We start from the raw sequence: 14,622 nt of genomic DNA, 5'->3' as shown, positions 1-14,622 counted from the left end.
CGTCTGTTGATTATCCACTTATTTTTAAAAAACGCCGTCTGGTTACAGTAATGCAGTGTCTGCGGTTTCTAATTTATAGTTTATATACGATTCCCTTTACTTCTTTTTCCCACTCTTTTCTAATGTGATTATGACAAGTGAAGAATAAAACCTGATGATTTTCTGCCACTTCCGCAAGCTCCTCCCACAGTGCATGCCTTCTTGGATGGTCCATATTGACAAGCGCTTCATCAATACAGATCGGGAGCGCAGGGTGCTCTTTTATCAAAGCAAGACGCAATGCAACGTATAAAAGCTCTCTGGTACCTCTGCTCAGTTCGGAAGGAGTAAAGGTTTTTCCATCTTTTCTTTCCACCACAAAATGTTTCTGTTCCACGGGCACATGAACATGGAGATAATCTCCATTTGTCATGCGAGTAAATTTTGCTTCCGCTTCTTTCAGCACATCGGGCTGCTTCTCTTTTTCATAGACTTCTCTAATATCATCTACCAGCATGGATGCAGTTTCGTAAACCGCCCACCTTTTGACGAGTGCTGTTAATTCCAGTTTTTCCTGTTCATATCGCTGCTGCAGTTCTGCAAAACTCCCCCCTTCCTCCATCTGTTTGAGAGAAATCGCAAGCTCGGATTTTTTCTCATATAACTCTCCAAGTTCTCTGCGTACCTCTGATATTTTCCCTTCGATATTTTCGTTATTTTCTGCATTTTCTTCAGAAACTATTTCTTCTATTAATTCTTCTCTCAACACCTCGTTAGGAGCAACTGCACAAATTTGCTGCCATGTATCCTGAGCCGACCGTTTCAATTCTCTTAATTCAGCATCACGTTCAACTATTTTCCAGAAATTCTGTTCGTCTTCTGTTCCTGCCGCCAGGAGCCAGTTATTAATTTCTTCTTCCTGCTTGGCTGACTTCGCTTCCAATTCTCGGATAACTTCTTCTAAATTTTCTTTTTTCCTTATGTCCTGATTTCTTTTATCCAGGCTTTGTAAAGCTTCTGAGTATAATAACTTCAAGGACTGCGCATACTCCTGAATGGAATGGTCCCCATTTCCAGTCCATATGGATGCTTGCTGTTTGTGGCGGGTGATCCAGGCAGCTGCTTCCTGGCTTTTCTTTATCTCTTTTTGCTTTTTTTTCTGCAGTTCCTGCCACTTTTGGGAGGATTCCAATACATATCGGTATGTATGTATATCCAATCCATAAATAAAACCTGCATCATCGCACCAGTTATCTATTTCTTTGTGGAGTTTCCCCCATTCCTGTTGAAGATCCGAAAGCCTGGAAGAAGAATTACTGTCTTTTTCCCCATTTTTGTCGATGTTAAAAATAAAATAAAGTAAAGTAATGGTTCCAAGCAGCGCAAAAATTATACCGGACACCCATTCACCTAAAAGCAGCGCAATAATTCCACCTGCGTAAAGCCCGACAGCTCCAAATTTCAGCCATTTGTATCCTGTACTCAGGGTGTTTGTTTCCCGGGATCTTTTCTCCAGCTGCTTTTCCTCCAGCTTCAGATCACGCTGCTGTTCTGTCAGATCATCGAGTCTTTTTACAAGTGGAGGAGAATAACGTATATGATTCATATCTACATCATCCGGGATTGTATTTTCCAACTCTGCTATCTCTAAATTAATTCTTTCCTGCTCATTGGTTGAGTCTGTAAGCTGCTGCTCATACATATCAGCTTTTGCAAATGATTCAATAAGGCTGCCTAATTCAGTAAGCTCTTCCTGTGAATATTTCGCTTTCTGTAATTCTGGAATTTTCGCTTCCTGCACTGCAATTTCTTCTTTTAAAATTTGAAAGGATTTTTTCAGCTGTTCAAAAGAATCTTTTGCATATGCCGGAAGCACTTCCTCTTTTTGTAAATAATTACTTGTTTCCTTCCATCGTCCAGCAAGTGGAATAAGCAGCTGTTTTAGCTCTTCACGCTGTTTTCTATCCTGAAGAGACTGTTCTTCCTTTGTTTTTATGTCTATTTTTTCCTGGATATCTTTTTTTTCTTCCCGGAGCAGTCCGTATCTGTCGAGTTTACTGCTCCATTCATCAAGCGCTCTTTTTGTATCATCCATGTTTTTTGCCAGCACATTAATTTCTGTTTTTCTGCCTCTCGGCTTAAATAAATCCAATGAATTTTTTTTCAGTTCTTTCTGTCTTGTAGACAAAGAAAGAATTCCGGAGAGAGAAGTATCAAATAATAAACGATTAATTTCCTCCGGATCTCCATCTTCCATCAGCTGAAGCTGATCCAGATCAATCCGGTATAAATGCCGGAACGCTGATAAATCAATATGATTTAAAAAATCAGATGCATTCATGCGTTCTCCATTACATGTAACAATAACTTCACCGGTCTTTGTTCTGCCCTGACGCCGTTCAATATACCAGCGCTTTCCGTCTTCATCAAAAAGTAGAGAACCCGCAGATCTATCTGAAATCGGAGTTCGGTACCCAAATAAAACGCTCTCAATAAATAAAAGAATCGTAGTTTTTCCGGCTTCATTTAAACCGAACAAAAGTGTCGCATCTCCCAGTTCCCAGGTTTGGTTTTTCCATTTGGCAAATGACTCTATTTGTATGCGAAGTAGTTTCATTCTTCCTCCTCCTGCATAGCTAATAAAAGCTCCACTCGTGCCTCTTCTACTATGTCAGCTAAATCTGTCTGCTGCATCGGCTCCATATGGCGCTGAATTGCAGGATGACCCATCAAGCTGCTCAGCCGTCTCATTAACTCTTCCGGATCACTTCCTAATGAAGCAGCTGCAGCTTCTATTTCTTTCCCCAGCTCACTGTCAATCTGTTCCAATTCTGGTTTTGTATATAGCTGGAGGGACTCAATACTCAGATGAATACCTTCTGCTTCTTCCTTGATCCAATTTTCAATTTCTGCTTTTCTCTGATGCAGTGGGGCATGCAAAGGACCGCTCCCTGAAAGCTCCACAGTATACACACAATATTTACCTTCATTAATACATTTATGGAATACTTCTTCAAAAAGTTCCTCCAATGTATTAATTTCTGTAATTGAAACAGCTGCACGGCGCCACTCTACATCTGAAGTAGGTAAAAAAGTTAATTCATCCACTCTGCTTCCAGCTAGTTTTACGAAATATCCCCCTTTAGGTCCGTTTTCTTTACGGTTGCATCCCTGAATATTTCCCGGGTAAACAATAGGTGGATCTAAAGATAATTCTTTTCTTTCGTGAATATGCCCGAGCGCCCAGTAGTCCATATCTGCTACTTTCAGTTCCTGCAGCCGGAAAGGTGCATAGGGTTCGTGTTCAGTCTCTGCAGCCTCCTGTCCATGCAGTAAAGCAATATGAGTGTCAGCACTTTCTGTTTTGCGATACATAGGCATCGGAGTTTCTGAGAAAGAGGCGGAAGGATAACTAAATCCATATAAACAAACTTTTTCGTTCCCGGTCTCGTGAATAAAAGTTTCCCCAGTGACAGAAAAAACACGCACGTTTTCAGGTAATGGTACCAGCGCACTGCTTTGAAGAAGAGGATCGTGATTTCCATGTATCAGATAAACTTGAATTCCTTCTTTATTCAATCTTTCCATTTGTTTTTTTACAAACCATTGTGCATGGACAGAACGTTTTTCATGATGATACAAATCTCCGCTGATAAGCATAAAATCTACATTATATTCTATTGCTTTAGTACAAAGTTTCTCAAAAGAACTATAGGCAGCACGCAGTAATTTTAATTCAATATCTTTATGTAATTTTTCAGGAAGCTGAAAAGGTCGATCCAAATGCAGATCGGCACAATGAATAAACGAGACCATAGAGATCACCTCTGATATTTTTAATGAATGATAATTCATTATATGATAGGATAGTAAAAAAGGAGGTTGCTTAAATGAAGCTTTATTATTTAACTGCGTACAGTAAAACAGGTGAACATTTAATAAATGAAACTCTGGAAGCGGAGACTGACAAGGAAGCAATCGAAAATGCTGTTAAACGGCTGGAAGAGGAAAATTTACAGGAACTTCCGAGCAGACTGGTTAAATCCTCCGGAGGAATGCTTCATTTTCACCCCTGAAGACTGCAGGGTACTGCCGGCTTATGATTCATCCGGCAGTGTATAAAATGTTCCGCTTATTTTACTTAACAGCTTTTTGTCTTCTGAATGAATAGTGCACTCTACATACTGGACATTTTTCCCCTTTTTTAAAAAATAAGCTTTTGCTTCCAGCGTACCGCTTTTCGCTGTATTTAAAAACTGGGTTTTAAGCTCCAGGGACACAGAAGGACGCTCATTAAAGGCAGCACACAAATGTCCCATTGCTGTATCCGCTATATATCCAACAACACCGCCGTGAATAAATCCTACAGGGTTATACATCAGGTCAGATACAGGAACTTTTAAAATTACTTCTTCGGTTTCTTCTAAATAATCAAAAGAAAAATCAAATAATGAATACAAAAATACATTCGGAGATCCGTCATTATGAACCTCAGCTGCTCGTTCTGCTTTTTTCACTAATTCCTCGCTGTTCAATGTAAATCACTCCTTTTAATTATATTATCATGAAACCAATAAAGGACGTTAACAACAAAAAAACGCCCCGGAGGAAAACCGCCGGGACGTACAAAACTTATTAACCTTCCTGATCTTCTACACCGTAGAGAGCTTCAAGTGGTTCTGTAATGATTTTGTTGAGTTCACCCACAAGCTGGCTCATTTTCTGCTCTTCTTCCATCAGCTTCATGATCTGCTCATGCTGCTGAACAAGCTCAAACTGCTTTTGTGCCTGCTGAACTTCTTCTTCAGAGATCTGTTCTCCCTGCATCTGCTTCTGTTGAAGCTCCATCTGTACCTGTCGGAAGTTATCCAGCATTTTCTTTGCTACTTCATCCTGGTTTACTTCTTCGTGAAGCTGTTTCAGGTTCGTGAATTCTTCACTTTCCTGCAGTTCTTTCGCTAGTTCCTGTGCCTTATCAAATGGATTCGCCATGAATATTTGCCTCCTTGGTTTCTTTCCGCGCGAATAGGCGCTTTTTAGCAATTCTTATCGACTGTAACATATATTACAGAGGAATGCATCCCTTACCATACGAAAATTAATAGTATCCCCTGAATCATTCCTACGAAGGCTCCAATCAGTGCCCCTAAAACAGCAATCATCTTCAATTCTTTATTTGCAATAACGATCAGCATTTCTTCAAGCCTTGCCAGGGGAAACATATTAACTTCCTTTGTCACTAAATCTTTTATACCGATCTGCTTCATTATCGACTTAATATATCTCGACAATATCATAGACGCTGAAGCCATTACAGAGGGTATAACAGTTTTGTTAAGAAGGTCTTCATACTTTCCCGTCCAGGCAGATAATGGAGCACTCCATTCACCTACGACCGGAGTTCTTCCGATAACTGCTTTCGTAAATGCATCCAGCTGCGCATTAAGTTTTTCATCTGTAATGTACTGATCTGGAGCAGTTGCAAGAATCTGCTTCCATTCTTTCATTAAGAGTTCCGTAAGCAAATTTTTTGTGTCTTCTTCTGTCAGGAATTTCACGAGTTCTCTCGCAATACTGTCAGCCAGCGAAAATCTCTGCGAAAATCTGCTGAAGAAAGAAGAAACATTTCCTCTCGACTGCAGATAATTCGTAAGCAGCTGATCGATTTGCTCTCTTCCTTCAGGAGAACTTACATACTCTGCAGCTTTAAAAGTTATTTGATGAGAAACTTTTGGAAATCTTTCTTCCAGTGCTTCTACCCACTCTCCCGGCACCCAGTCTTCAAATGGACGATGTTTAAACTCCTCGAATAATTCAAGTAATTTAATATGCAGGCTGTTCTCTATATTATTTCTAAAGGACAGCAGCTGATCTTTTTTACCGAGATGCAGTTCCATCCACTCGTCCAGTGTCATTTCTTCTTCAAGAAGTTCTTTTACCCCCTGTTTTAAGCGAGCCTCTACTTCTTCAAATAAAACTCCATCTTCCAGTTTTTCCTGCATTCCCTCTGGTGTTACCAGGTGTTCTTCCACCAGCTTTCCCAGATTATCTGCTATCTGCCCTCTTCGCTTTGGTATCAATCCTGGTGTAAACGGAACCCTGAATTTTCCTATAAACCAAGGTTTATAAGGTCGGAACAACATGCGGATCGCTACAATATTCGTTCCTCCGCCTATTACTGCTCCAATGAGGATTATTACCAGCAGCATTCCCCATTCGCCCATAAAAAACCTCCTTCAACAACATACGTCACATTGTGTTATTATAACGTACTCCCTTCACCGATACCAATGATAGGAAGCTTTTCTAAGGTAAAAGTTCATGATAAGATATGACAAGATACAGCAGGGAGGTTTTCCATGATACAGCACTTTCAATGGAAAGAACGTCCGCCTTTTGGGTGGTCATTTTCTTTTTACTATAAACAAATGCGTTATAAAGGAACTTATCAGAAAGACGGTGTAATTCGGTGGCATCATCCGGAGGATATAAATGAAAAGGATGCAGCTTTTTTAGAATCAACTGTACATGACCTTATGCTCTACCATGTCTACGAAGATCATTAGAAAGAAGGTTCTTTTCTATGTTGGTAAATCAAAATAAAATTATTTTACAGCAGGGGGACACATTAAAGGAATTTGCAAGAGATGAACTGACGGAAGATGAACAGAAAATAATAGAAAAATTGCTGCAAAGTCCGGCTGAAGATCACCCGGCAGATCCTGCAGTGAGAAAGCTCCACGATTTACTCGTGAATGAAAAAGAGATTCCCATAAATGAATGGAACCAGAAAATCACTTTTCCACTCCGGCTCATTTATGTAAGATTCACAAAAGTAATTGAAGACAGAGAAGGCTTTACAGAAGCCATGGAAGCACTTTTTCCAGGAAGTCATATCTTTTTATGGCGTTCTCAAAAAGAAGGACTGCTGATTCAGGAAGCTGATGAAGAGTTTGAAGTTGAAATTGAGAGCAGTTCTATCGTTGATACACTTGCAGCAGATTTTTTCACCCGGCCTACGATTTTTATAGGTTCCTTTATTCATGATCCAGCGCGCTTAAAAGCGCATGCCGACTGGGAAAATCACCTTTTTCATGAGGTTACTCTTGCATTTCCAAAAAAACATTTATTTCATGAGCAGGAATTGACGCTTTATTACCTGTTAAGCAGATTTTCTGATAAGACACTTTCTGATGTAAGCAGACTGATTGCACCAGTCGCTTCAGACACTACACTGCTGGAATCAGTCAGATGTTATTTAGAATGCAACATGAACACCAGCCTTGCAGCGAAAAAAATGTATATGCACAGAAACACAATGCAGTACCGTGTAGATAAGTTTATTGAGAAAACAGCCGTAGATATAAAACAGTTCCCAAATGCGGTAGCAGTATATTTAATGCTGCTTGCAATTCCCGTGTTATATAAAGAAGATTAGTGCAGTAAGGAAAGCAGACTGTTATTTTTCTATATGTTATTTACCAAGCAGGGATCATTGGATGATACCCTGCTTTTGTTCTGCTATGCATGAGAAGCAACCTTGCATCTTCTTTAGAACATTTTCTCCAGAACACTTCCTATCCCCCCTCGAAATGTTAACGCTTGCAACGTGCACAAAAACCCTGGATGTTTTTTGTGCACGCTGACAATAGTAATGAAACCCCTTACAAGTTACACTGAAGTCAGTTCAAAAAAGCTTACATTACACAGGAGGAATTAATAATGGCTGATATTACTTTTAAAAATTTATACAAGATTTATGATGGTGATGTTCAAGCAGTAACTGACTTTAACCTCGATATTGCTGATAAAGAATTTATCGTATTCGTTGGTCCATCTGGTTGCGGGAAGTCTACTACACTTCGTATGGTAGCAGGGCTTGAAGATATTTCCAAAGGAGATTTATATATCGGGGAAGACAGAGTTAATGATGTAGCTCCAAAAGATAGAGATATCGCAATGGTGTTCCAGAACTATGCACTTTATCCTCACATGAACGTATATGAAAACATGGCATTCGGGCTGAAGCTTCGTAAATTCCCTAAAAATGAAATTGACGAGCGTGTAAGAAACGCTGCTACTATTCTTGGGTTAACAGAAATGTTGGACCGTAAGCCGAAAGCAATGTCCGGCGGTCAGCGTCAGCGTGTAGCTCTGGGACGTGCGATTGTCCGTAACCCTAAAGTATTCCTGATGGATGAGCCGCTTTCCAACCTTGATGCTAAGCTTCGTGTACAGATGCGCTCTGAAATCATTAAATTGCACCACCGTCTGCAGACTACTACAATCTATGTAACACACGATCAGACTGAAGCGATGACAATGGCTTCCCGTATCGTAGTTATGAAGGATGGTATCGTACAGCAGGTAGGCGCTCCGAAAGATATTTATGATTATCCGGAAAATATCTTTGTAGGCGGATTTATTGGATCACCAGCAATGAACTTTATGCACGGAAAACTTAACGGTGATACTTTCGAGCTTGGAGAGCACACAGTAAAAGTGCCGGCTGGTAAAATGAAAGCTCTCGAAGGCTACGATCAGAAAGAACTTCTTCTTGGTATTCGTCCAGAAGATATTCATGACGAGCCGGTTTTCCTTGATGCTTCTGAAAATTCCCGCTTCACCGCTACTATTGATGTAGCAGAATTGATGGGTGCAGAGTCTTACTTATACTCTACTGTAAGTGATAATACATTTATTGCCCGGGTTGATTCCCGTACTGACGTTTCCAGTGGTACTAAAATCGATCTTGCATTTGATATGAACAAAGCTCACTTCTTTGATACAGATACTGAGCAGCGAATCCGCTAATACCCTATATTTGGTTTCATAGATTTATTCCCCCCTTTTAGACATCGGCTTTTCAGCCGGTGTCTCTTTTATTTCAGCTAAGATATCGTTCGTTGTTGTTAATTAGAAGAAACTTTGCTCCAGCTAGACCTGAGGTGTATGAGCTTTCCCGTTGCAGCCGCCCTTCCTTCTATCATCACCTTTACCAGAGCTTTTATTTTTATAAAATATTTGCTAAAATATAGGAAACATACGTTTGCAGGAGGAAAATGATGAATTTTACAGCGATAGATTTTGAAACAGCCTCATCCGAAAAAGGCAGTGCTTGTGCCATAGGCATCGTTCATGTGGAAAACAGTGAAATAGTAGAAGAAGTTTACTCACTTATTCGGCCTTTTTCTCCCTATTTTGATCCTAATTGTGTCAGAGTACACGGTTTAACCTGGGAGGACGTAAAAGAATCCCCGACTTTTGAAGAACTCTGGAATGAGATTGCACATTTATTTGAAGGAAATCTTTTACTGGCGCATAATGCCAGTTTTGATATAAGAGTATTAAGATCTGCTTTGGATGTTTACCAGCTTCCTTATCCTGCTGCATCTTACAACTGTACAGTCCAGGTGGCGAAAAAAACATGGCCTGAGTTTTATAATTATAAACTGTCTACGATAGCACATGAATTAAATGTCACTTTTGAACACCACCATGCACTGGAGGATGCAAAAGTTGCGGCAGAAATTATGCTTCGGGCGGAAGAAATTCATAATGCTTTCGATGAAGAAACTATGCTCCGTACTTTAAAAATGTCTAACGGGACTCTCGGCCCTGGTAAATACGCCACTCCCGGCGTAAACTTCAAGAAAAAAATCATGGCCCTCTCTCCACAGATGCAAAATAAATAAATTAACCTGAGCCTTCCCCAGTTTAATGTGGAAAGGTACGCAGATTTTAAAAATTTATTAAGTAGGAAAACGACTATATCAACAGCCTGGAAAAAGCGGCCTGCACAGCAGGCCGCTTTTTATCAAATATTGTTTTTAAGTTTTGGCTCAGTGACTTTCTGTATTTCTTCAAAGCTTGAGTCATCAAGTATTTCCTGAAGAATAAGTCCGCTTTCTGTGACATCAATTACTGCCCGTTCTGTAATAATTCTATCTACGACTCCTATCCCGGTCAGAGGGAGACTGCAGTTGTTTACAATTTTAGGTGTACCATCCCGGCTGACATGATCCATGATTATAATAACCCGCTGGGCACCGTGAACAAGATCCATTGCTCCCCCCATGCCTTTAATCATTTTACCCGGGATCATCCAGTTCGCAAGGTCTCCATTTTCAGCTACCTCCATTGCTCCCAGAATAGCAATGTCTATATTGCCGCCGCGGATCATAGCAAAAGATTCCGCACTGCTGAAATATGCCGCTCCTTTTGCAGCAGTTACTGTTTCTTTTCCTGCATTTATCAGATCCGCATCTAATTCTTCCTCTGTAGGATAGCGGCCGATTCCCAATAATCCATTTTCAGACTGCAGCATTACTTTTTTATGCTCTGATAAAAAGTTCGCCACCATCGTCGGCATCCCTATTCCCAGGTTTACATAGTCTCCATCTTTTATTTCCTGCTCAGCTCTTCTGGCTATTTTTTCTCTGGATGCTTTTTTATCCACTGTCTTCCCCTCCTTTCTAAGCTTCCCTTACAGTTTTTCGCTCGATTCTGTTTTCCTGTGCAGCTTCCAGCATCCGATTCACATATATGCCGGGAGTATGAATATGATGAGGATCAATGGAACCTGCTTCCTGTAAATTTTCTACCTCCGCTATCGTAAGTTTTCCTGCTGCTGCAATCATCGGATTAAAGTTCTGTGCAGTTTTCCGATAGACCAGGTTCCCGTACGTGTCGCCTGTATGTGCCCGCACGATACTAACATCACCTTTAATCGCTCGTTCCAGCAGATATTCCTTGCCTTCAAACGTTCGAATTTCTTTTCCTTCAGCAACAGGTGTGCCGACTCCTGCAGGTGTATAAAAAGCAGGGATTCCTGCTCCTCCGGCACGCAGCCGCTCCGCAAGCGTCCCCTGTGGAACAAGTTCCACTTCTAATTCTCCATTTATTACCTGCCGTTCAAATTCTTTGTTTTCGCCAACGTAAGAGGCATAAATTTTCTTGATTTGTTTTTTCTTCAGCAGTAAACCGAGCCCCCAGTCGTCCACACCACAGTTATTTGAAACAATTGTTAAATTTGTGGTGCCCTTTTTTACGAGTGCCTGAATGACATTTTCGGGAATTCCGCACAATCCGAAACCACCAACCAGGATCGTAGCTCCATCCTCTATTCCATCAATGATTTCATCAGCAGTTTCATAAATTTGTTTCATTTATAAAATCCCTCCCTTTATACTGGGTACACTGGATGTTTTCTTCCGGAGAATTGAATCTCTTTGCTGCTGTAAAGTTCATACCGCTCAATTAACGTTTCCCGAAGCGCATTTCCTGGAATAATATCATCTACAATTAATTCAGACGCCAGACGGTACACATCGATATTTTCCTGATATTCTTTTCTTTTATCTGCAATAAAATCTGCCCTGTCTTTTTCATCCAAAGCTGCAATTTTATTTGCATATACCGCGTTTACCGCTGCTTCAGGTCCCATTACTGCAATCTGCGCAGTCGGCAGCGCAATACAGCTGTCCGGTTCAAATGCAGGACCTCCCATTGCATAAAGACCTGCCCCGTATGCTTTTCTTATAATTACTGAAATTTTCGGCACCGTTGCTGAAGACATCGCAGCGACCATTTTGGCGCCATGGCGGATAATCCCTGCTCTTTCCACTTTTGTTCCAATCATAAAACCGGGAACATCCATTAAAAACAGCAGCGGTATTTGAAACGCATCGCATAAGGTAATAAACCTTGCAGCTTTATCAGCAGAATCATGAAACAATATCCCGCCCTTCTGCTTTGGCTGATTTGCTATGATACCTACAGTACTGCCGTTTATTCTTGCAAATCCGGTGATTAATTCCTTTGCAAACAGTGCTTTAATTTCAAAAAAGCTGCCTTTATCTACAAGACCTTTTATAAATTGAAGCATATCAAAAGGCATGTTCTGATTATCAGGTACCAGCTTTTCCAAATCGAGCTGTTCCGGAGCAAACGGTTTTATTTTTTCCGTTTTATGCAGATAATTCTCCGGCATATAAGTAAAATATTCTCTTGCTTTTTGTATACCTTCAGTTTCGTTTTCGACTAAGATATCCCCGCACCCGGACACAGAACAGTGCATTCGGGCGCCTCCCATTTCTTCCAGACTCACTTTTTCCCCTATAACCATTTCTGCCATCCTTGGAGACCCAAGATACATGGAGGCATTACCTTCTACCATAATGACAACATCACAGAAGGAAGGAATATATGCTCCCCCTGCGGCTGAGGGACCAAATAGTATACAGACCTGCGGCACCATGCCGGATAATTTAACTTGATTATGAAAAATCCGTCCTGCCCCGCGTCTGTTGGGAAACATATCAATTTGATCAGTTATCCGCGCTCCGGCGCTGTCTACAAGATAAAACATTGGAACTTTCAGTTTCATCGCAGTTTCCTGCATCCGAATAATTTTTTCTACTGTTTTAGCTCCCCAGGAACCAGCTTTTACCGTGGAATCATTTGCCATTACGCAGCAGGTTCTTCCGTCTATTTTTCCTATCGCTGTAATAACGCCGTCCGCAGGCAGTCCTTCTGCTTCAGCATTGGCAAATTTTCCGTCTTCCTTCCAAGTACCATCATCAAACAAGCTATGCAGTCTTTCTCTGACAAACATTTTCCCCTTCTGCTCATTCGCATCGTGATACTTCTTAATTCCTCCCTGTTCAATTGCTTCTACTCTTTCCTGCCACGATTTATCAAGTTTCATCAATCATCAGCACCTGCCTTTTTATTCTCCACGAAAGACCGGGGGACGCTTTTCTTTAAAAGCAGCGAGTCCTTCCAGTCTGTCTTTAGTGTTTATAGTTTTTTCATACTCAGCCTGCTCCACCTGCAGCCCTTCCTGCAGTGTTTTCTGCAGTCCTTGATTTATCGCGGACTTAGCATACCTGTTAGCCAAAGGAGCTCTGGAAGCAATAATGCGTGCAAAATGCTCTGCTTCCGGTAATAATTCACTTCTTGAAAATGCTTTAAGTACAAGTCCACTGTAAACAGCTTCCTCTGCGGAAATCTTCTTTCCCGTTAAAATTAATTCTTTCGCCTTTTGTTCGCCAATAAGCCTCGGAAGCCGCTGTGTCCCTCCTGCACCGGGTATAATACCAAGACCTGTTTCCGCAAGTGAAAATGTTGCATATTGTACCGCGATCCTGAAGTCGCAGGCAAGGGCAAGTTCCACTCCTCCTCCGATCGCCGCCCCATTAATTGCTGCAATTACCGGCTGAGGCATTTCATATACTTTCTCAATAAAATTTCTGATATTTTTTACCGCAGCCCGCACTTCGTCGGGATTCATTCCTGCGCGTTCTTTCAAGTCTGCGCCCGCGCAGAACACACGATCTCCGCTCCCTGTGATGATGACCGCTTTTATACTTTGACTTTCATGCCATTCCTGAAGTACCTGGACTGCTTTCTCAATCAGCTCATTTGAAAGCGCGTTTGCAGCTTCTGCTCGATCAAGCGTCAAGATTGCAAGCCCCTCTTCAACTTTTGCCTGAATCATGCTCCGTCATCCTCCTTTTGTGCGAGGCGGTGCTGATAGCTTGGAAGTTCCAGGCCAACATGAGGTGCGATATATTTTGCGGCCTGCACTAACCCTTTCAGACTGAGCCCGGTATTTACTCCTAAAGATTCCATTAAATACTGCACATCTTCCGTAGCCACATTGCCTGTGGCTCCCTGTGCGTATGGACAGCCTCCCAATCCTCCGTTTGCTCCATCAAATACTTGGATATTCTGTTCCAGACCTGCCACGATATTTGCAGCTGCCAGCCCTCTTGTATTATGAAAATGGAGTGCCAGTTTCCCAGTCGGTATCGTAGTTTTCAGTTGACGGATGACCTGTTTTACCTGGACTGGATTTGCTACTCCAATCGTATCTCCAAGAGAGAGCTCATCGACTCCCATTTCCAGCAGTATATTACTAATGCGCTCCACCTGCCCAATAGATATGTGGCCTTCATACGGGCATCCAAACACTGTGGAAAGATAACCACGGACGGATTTCCCCTCTCGTTTGGCAGTTTTGACGACATCTTTTAATATACTCAACGTTTCGTCAATCGATTTGTTTACATTTTTTCGATTGTGCGTATCACTTGCAGAAACAAATATTCCAATTTCATCTACGTTCGCCCGCAGCGCTCTATCAAGTCCCTTTTCGTTGGGGACTAAGCCTGCGTAAGTAACTCCTTCTTTTCTTTTCAAATAACGGAAAACATCATCGGCATCAGCCAGCGCCGGAATCCACTTTGGAGAAACGAAAGAAGAAACTTCCACATACTTCACTCCGGCATTCGTCAATTTTTCAATCCAGGCAATTTTTTTCTCAGTCGATATAATCACTGACTCATTCTGCAGTCCGTCTCTTGGCCCCACTTCTTTTATGATTACTTCCTGAGGTATTGTCAACTTCATCCCTCCAGTTTAATCAAGCTTTATAATTACTTCATCTTCATTTACAAAGCTTCCTTCTTCCACCAGGATTTCAGTGACAGTTCCAGCGGCTTCTGATTCAATCGGGATTTCCATTTTCATTGATTCCAGAATTACCACTTCATCACCTGCAGCTACCGTATCACCTGTTTTGATATTTATTTTCCAGACATTCCCTGCCATTGTGGTTTTAATTTCCGCCATCTATAA

At 41.4% G+C, this 14,622-nt stretch carries 16 protein-coding genes; 5 read left to right on the top strand and 11 right to left on the bottom strand.

Annotated features, from left to right (window positions below; translation table 11 throughout):
* Positions 1-73 precede the first annotated feature (73 nt).
* Both BLP92_RS14115 and BLP92_RS14110 read right to left on the bottom strand, forming a co-directional pair.
* Positions 74-2,596 (bottom strand): ATP-binding protein, encoded by a 2,523-nt coding sequence (locus BLP92_RS14115; RefSeq protein WP_090843601.1) that lies wholly within the window; start codon positions 2,594-2,596, stop codon positions 74-76.
* On the bottom strand, positions 2,593-3,795 hold the full coding sequence (locus BLP92_RS14110; RefSeq protein ID WP_175444308.1) for a metallophosphoesterase family protein: 1,203 nt from the start codon (positions 3,793-3,795) through the stop codon (positions 2,593-2,595). The genes BLP92_RS14115 and BLP92_RS14110 overlap by 4 nt, the downstream gene beginning before the upstream one ends.
* Before the next feature lie 74 nt (positions 3,796-3,869).
* Between BLP92_RS14110 and BLP92_RS14105 the strand changes: the two genes are divergently transcribed.
* Complete coding sequence (locus tag BLP92_RS14105; protein ID WP_090843599.1) at positions 3,870-4,055, top strand: YhzD family protein; 186 nt, start codon at positions 3,870-3,872, stop codon at positions 4,053-4,055.
* Positions 4,056-4,076: 21 nt separating this feature from the next.
* Here the strand turns inward: BLP92_RS14105 and BLP92_RS14100 are convergent, their stop codons facing one another.
* The 3 genes from BLP92_RS14100 to BLP92_RS14090 form a co-directional block, all read right to left on the bottom strand.
* Positions 4,077-4,514, bottom strand: a complete 438-nt coding sequence (locus BLP92_RS14100) for a PaaI family thioesterase (protein ID WP_090843598.1) — start codon at positions 4,512-4,514, stop codon at positions 4,077-4,079.
* A gap of 100 nt (positions 4,515-4,614) precedes the next feature.
* The gene (locus BLP92_RS14095; protein ID WP_090843597.1) at positions 4,615-4,971 is read right to left on the bottom strand and encodes a YlbF family regulator; all 357 of its coding nucleotides are present in this window, start codon (positions 4,969-4,971) and stop codon (positions 4,615-4,617) included.
* A 92-nt stretch (positions 4,972-5,063) separates the two neighbouring features.
* Positions 5,064-6,203 (bottom strand): DUF445 family protein, encoded by a 1,140-nt coding sequence (locus BLP92_RS14090; protein ID WP_090843596.1) that lies wholly within the window; start codon positions 6,201-6,203, stop codon positions 5,064-5,066.
* A 135-nt stretch (positions 6,204-6,338) separates the two neighbouring features.
* Between BLP92_RS14090 and BLP92_RS14085 the strand changes: the two genes are divergently transcribed.
* From BLP92_RS14085 to BLP92_RS14070, 4 genes are all read left to right on the top strand, one after another.
* Positions 6,339-6,545: a DUF5342 family protein gene (locus BLP92_RS14085; RefSeq protein WP_090843595.1), complete on the top strand. Its 207-nt coding sequence runs from the start codon at positions 6,339-6,341 to the stop codon at positions 6,543-6,545.
* Positions 6,546-6,562: 17 nt separating this feature from the next.
* On the top strand, positions 6,563-7,417 hold the full coding sequence (locus BLP92_RS14080; RefSeq protein WP_090843594.1) for a PucR family transcriptional regulator: 855 nt from the start codon (positions 6,563-6,565) through the stop codon (positions 7,415-7,417).
* A 284-nt stretch (positions 7,418-7,701) separates the two neighbouring features.
* Positions 7,702-8,793, top strand: coding sequence for an ABC transporter ATP-binding protein (locus BLP92_RS14075; RefSeq protein ID WP_090843593.1), 1,092 nt, complete (start codon positions 7,702-7,704; stop codon positions 8,791-8,793).
* 248 nt (positions 8,794-9,041) lie between these two features.
* Positions 9,042-9,674, top strand: a complete 633-nt coding sequence (locus BLP92_RS14070) for a 3'-5' exonuclease (RefSeq protein WP_090843592.1) — start codon at positions 9,042-9,044, stop codon at positions 9,672-9,674.
* Positions 9,675-9,796: 122 nt separating this feature from the next.
* Here the strand turns inward: BLP92_RS14070 and BLP92_RS14065 are convergent, their stop codons facing one another.
* The 6 genes from BLP92_RS14065 to BLP92_RS14040 are packed head-to-tail and all read right to left on the bottom strand — an operon-like array spanning position 9,797 to position 14,616.
* Positions 9,797-10,438: a 3-oxoacid CoA-transferase subunit B gene (locus tag BLP92_RS14065; RefSeq protein WP_090843591.1), complete on the bottom strand. Its 642-nt coding sequence runs from the start codon at positions 10,436-10,438 to the stop codon at positions 9,797-9,799.
* A 16-nt stretch (positions 10,439-10,454) separates the two neighbouring features.
* Positions 10,455-11,147 carry a CoA transferase subunit A gene (locus BLP92_RS14060; RefSeq protein ID WP_090843590.1) on the bottom strand — a complete coding sequence of 231 codons (693 nt, stop codon included), beginning with the start codon at positions 11,145-11,147 and terminating at the stop codon, positions 10,455-10,457.
* A 17-nt stretch (positions 11,148-11,164) separates the two neighbouring features.
* Positions 11,165-12,688: an acyl-CoA carboxylase subunit beta gene (locus tag BLP92_RS14055; protein WP_090843589.1), complete on the bottom strand. Its 1,524-nt coding sequence runs from the start codon at positions 12,686-12,688 to the stop codon at positions 11,165-11,167.
* A 21-nt stretch (positions 12,689-12,709) separates the two neighbouring features.
* Complete coding sequence (locus BLP92_RS14050; RefSeq protein ID WP_090843588.1) at positions 12,710-13,480, bottom strand: enoyl-CoA hydratase-related protein; 771 nt, start codon at positions 13,478-13,480, stop codon at positions 12,710-12,712.
* Positions 13,477-14,388, bottom strand: coding sequence for a hydroxymethylglutaryl-CoA lyase (locus tag BLP92_RS14045; RefSeq protein ID WP_244516860.1), 912 nt, complete (start codon positions 14,386-14,388; stop codon positions 13,477-13,479). Before BLP92_RS14045 ends, BLP92_RS14050 begins: the two co-directional genes overlap by 4 nt.
* 15 nt (positions 14,389-14,403) lie before the next feature.
* Complete coding sequence (locus BLP92_RS14040; protein ID WP_090843586.1) at positions 14,404-14,616, bottom strand: acetyl-CoA carboxylase biotin carboxyl carrier protein subunit; 213 nt, start codon at positions 14,614-14,616, stop codon at positions 14,404-14,406.
* Between the last annotated feature and the right edge of the window lie 6 nt (positions 14,617-14,622).

This window comes from Alkalicoccus daliensis, from assembly GCF_900103955.1.
GTDB classification, from domain to species: domain Bacteria; phylum Bacillota; class Bacilli; order Bacillales; family Salisediminibacteriaceae; genus Alkalicoccus; species Alkalicoccus daliensis.
The sequence above is the reverse complement of the archived record's forward strand: the minus strand, read 5'-3'. Positions and strand labels throughout refer to the sequence as shown.

What these genes read in the sequence shown, in the direction of transcription:
- BLP92_RS14080 (WP_090843594.1), top strand. Translation starts at nt 6,563, where the DNA reads ATGTTGGTAAATCAAAATAAAATTATTTTACAGCAGGGGGACACATTA.
- BLP92_RS14075 (WP_090843593.1), top strand. Translation starts at nt 7,702, where the DNA reads ATGGCTGATATTACTTTTAAAAATTTATACAAGATTTATGATGGTGAT.
- BLP92_RS14105 (WP_090843599.1), top strand. Translation starts at nt 3,870, where the DNA reads ATGAAGCTTTATTATTTAACTGCGTACAGTAAAACAGGTGAACATTTA.
- BLP92_RS14110 (WP_175444308.1), bottom strand. Translation starts at nt 3,795, where the DNA reads ATGGTCTCGTTTATTCATTGTGCCGATCTGCATTTGGATCGACCTTTT.
- BLP92_RS14070 (WP_090843592.1), top strand. Translation starts at nt 9,042, where the DNA reads ATGATGAATTTTACAGCGATAGATTTTGAAACAGCCTCATCCGAAAAA.
- BLP92_RS14040 (WP_090843586.1), bottom strand. Translation starts at nt 14,616, where the DNA reads ATGGCGGAAATTAAAACCACAATGGCAGGGAATGTCTGGAAAATAAAT.
- BLP92_RS14095 (WP_090843597.1), bottom strand. Translation starts at nt 4,971, where the DNA reads ATGGCGAATCCATTTGATAAGGCACAGGAACTAGCGAAAGAACTGCAG.
- BLP92_RS14090 (WP_090843596.1), bottom strand. Translation starts at nt 6,203, where the DNA reads ATGGGCGAATGGGGAATGCTGCTGGTAATAATCCTCATTGGAGCAGTA.
- BLP92_RS14060 (WP_090843590.1), bottom strand. Translation starts at nt 11,147, where the DNA reads ATGAAACAAATTTATGAAACTGCTGATGAAATCATTGATGGAATAGAG.
- BLP92_RS14085 (WP_090843595.1), top strand. Translation starts at nt 6,339, where the DNA reads ATGATACAGCACTTTCAATGGAAAGAACGTCCGCCTTTTGGGTGGTCA.
- BLP92_RS14115 (WP_090843601.1), bottom strand. Translation starts at nt 2,596, where the DNA reads ATGAAACTACTTCGCATACAAATAGAGTCATTTGCCAAATGGAAAAAC.
- BLP92_RS14055 (WP_090843589.1), bottom strand. Translation starts at nt 12,688, where the DNA reads ATGAAACTTGATAAATCGTGGCAGGAAAGAGTAGAAGCAATTGAACAG.
- BLP92_RS14050 (WP_090843588.1), bottom strand. Translation starts at nt 13,480, where the DNA reads ATGATTCAGGCAAAAGTTGAAGAGGGGCTTGCAATCTTGACGCTTGAT.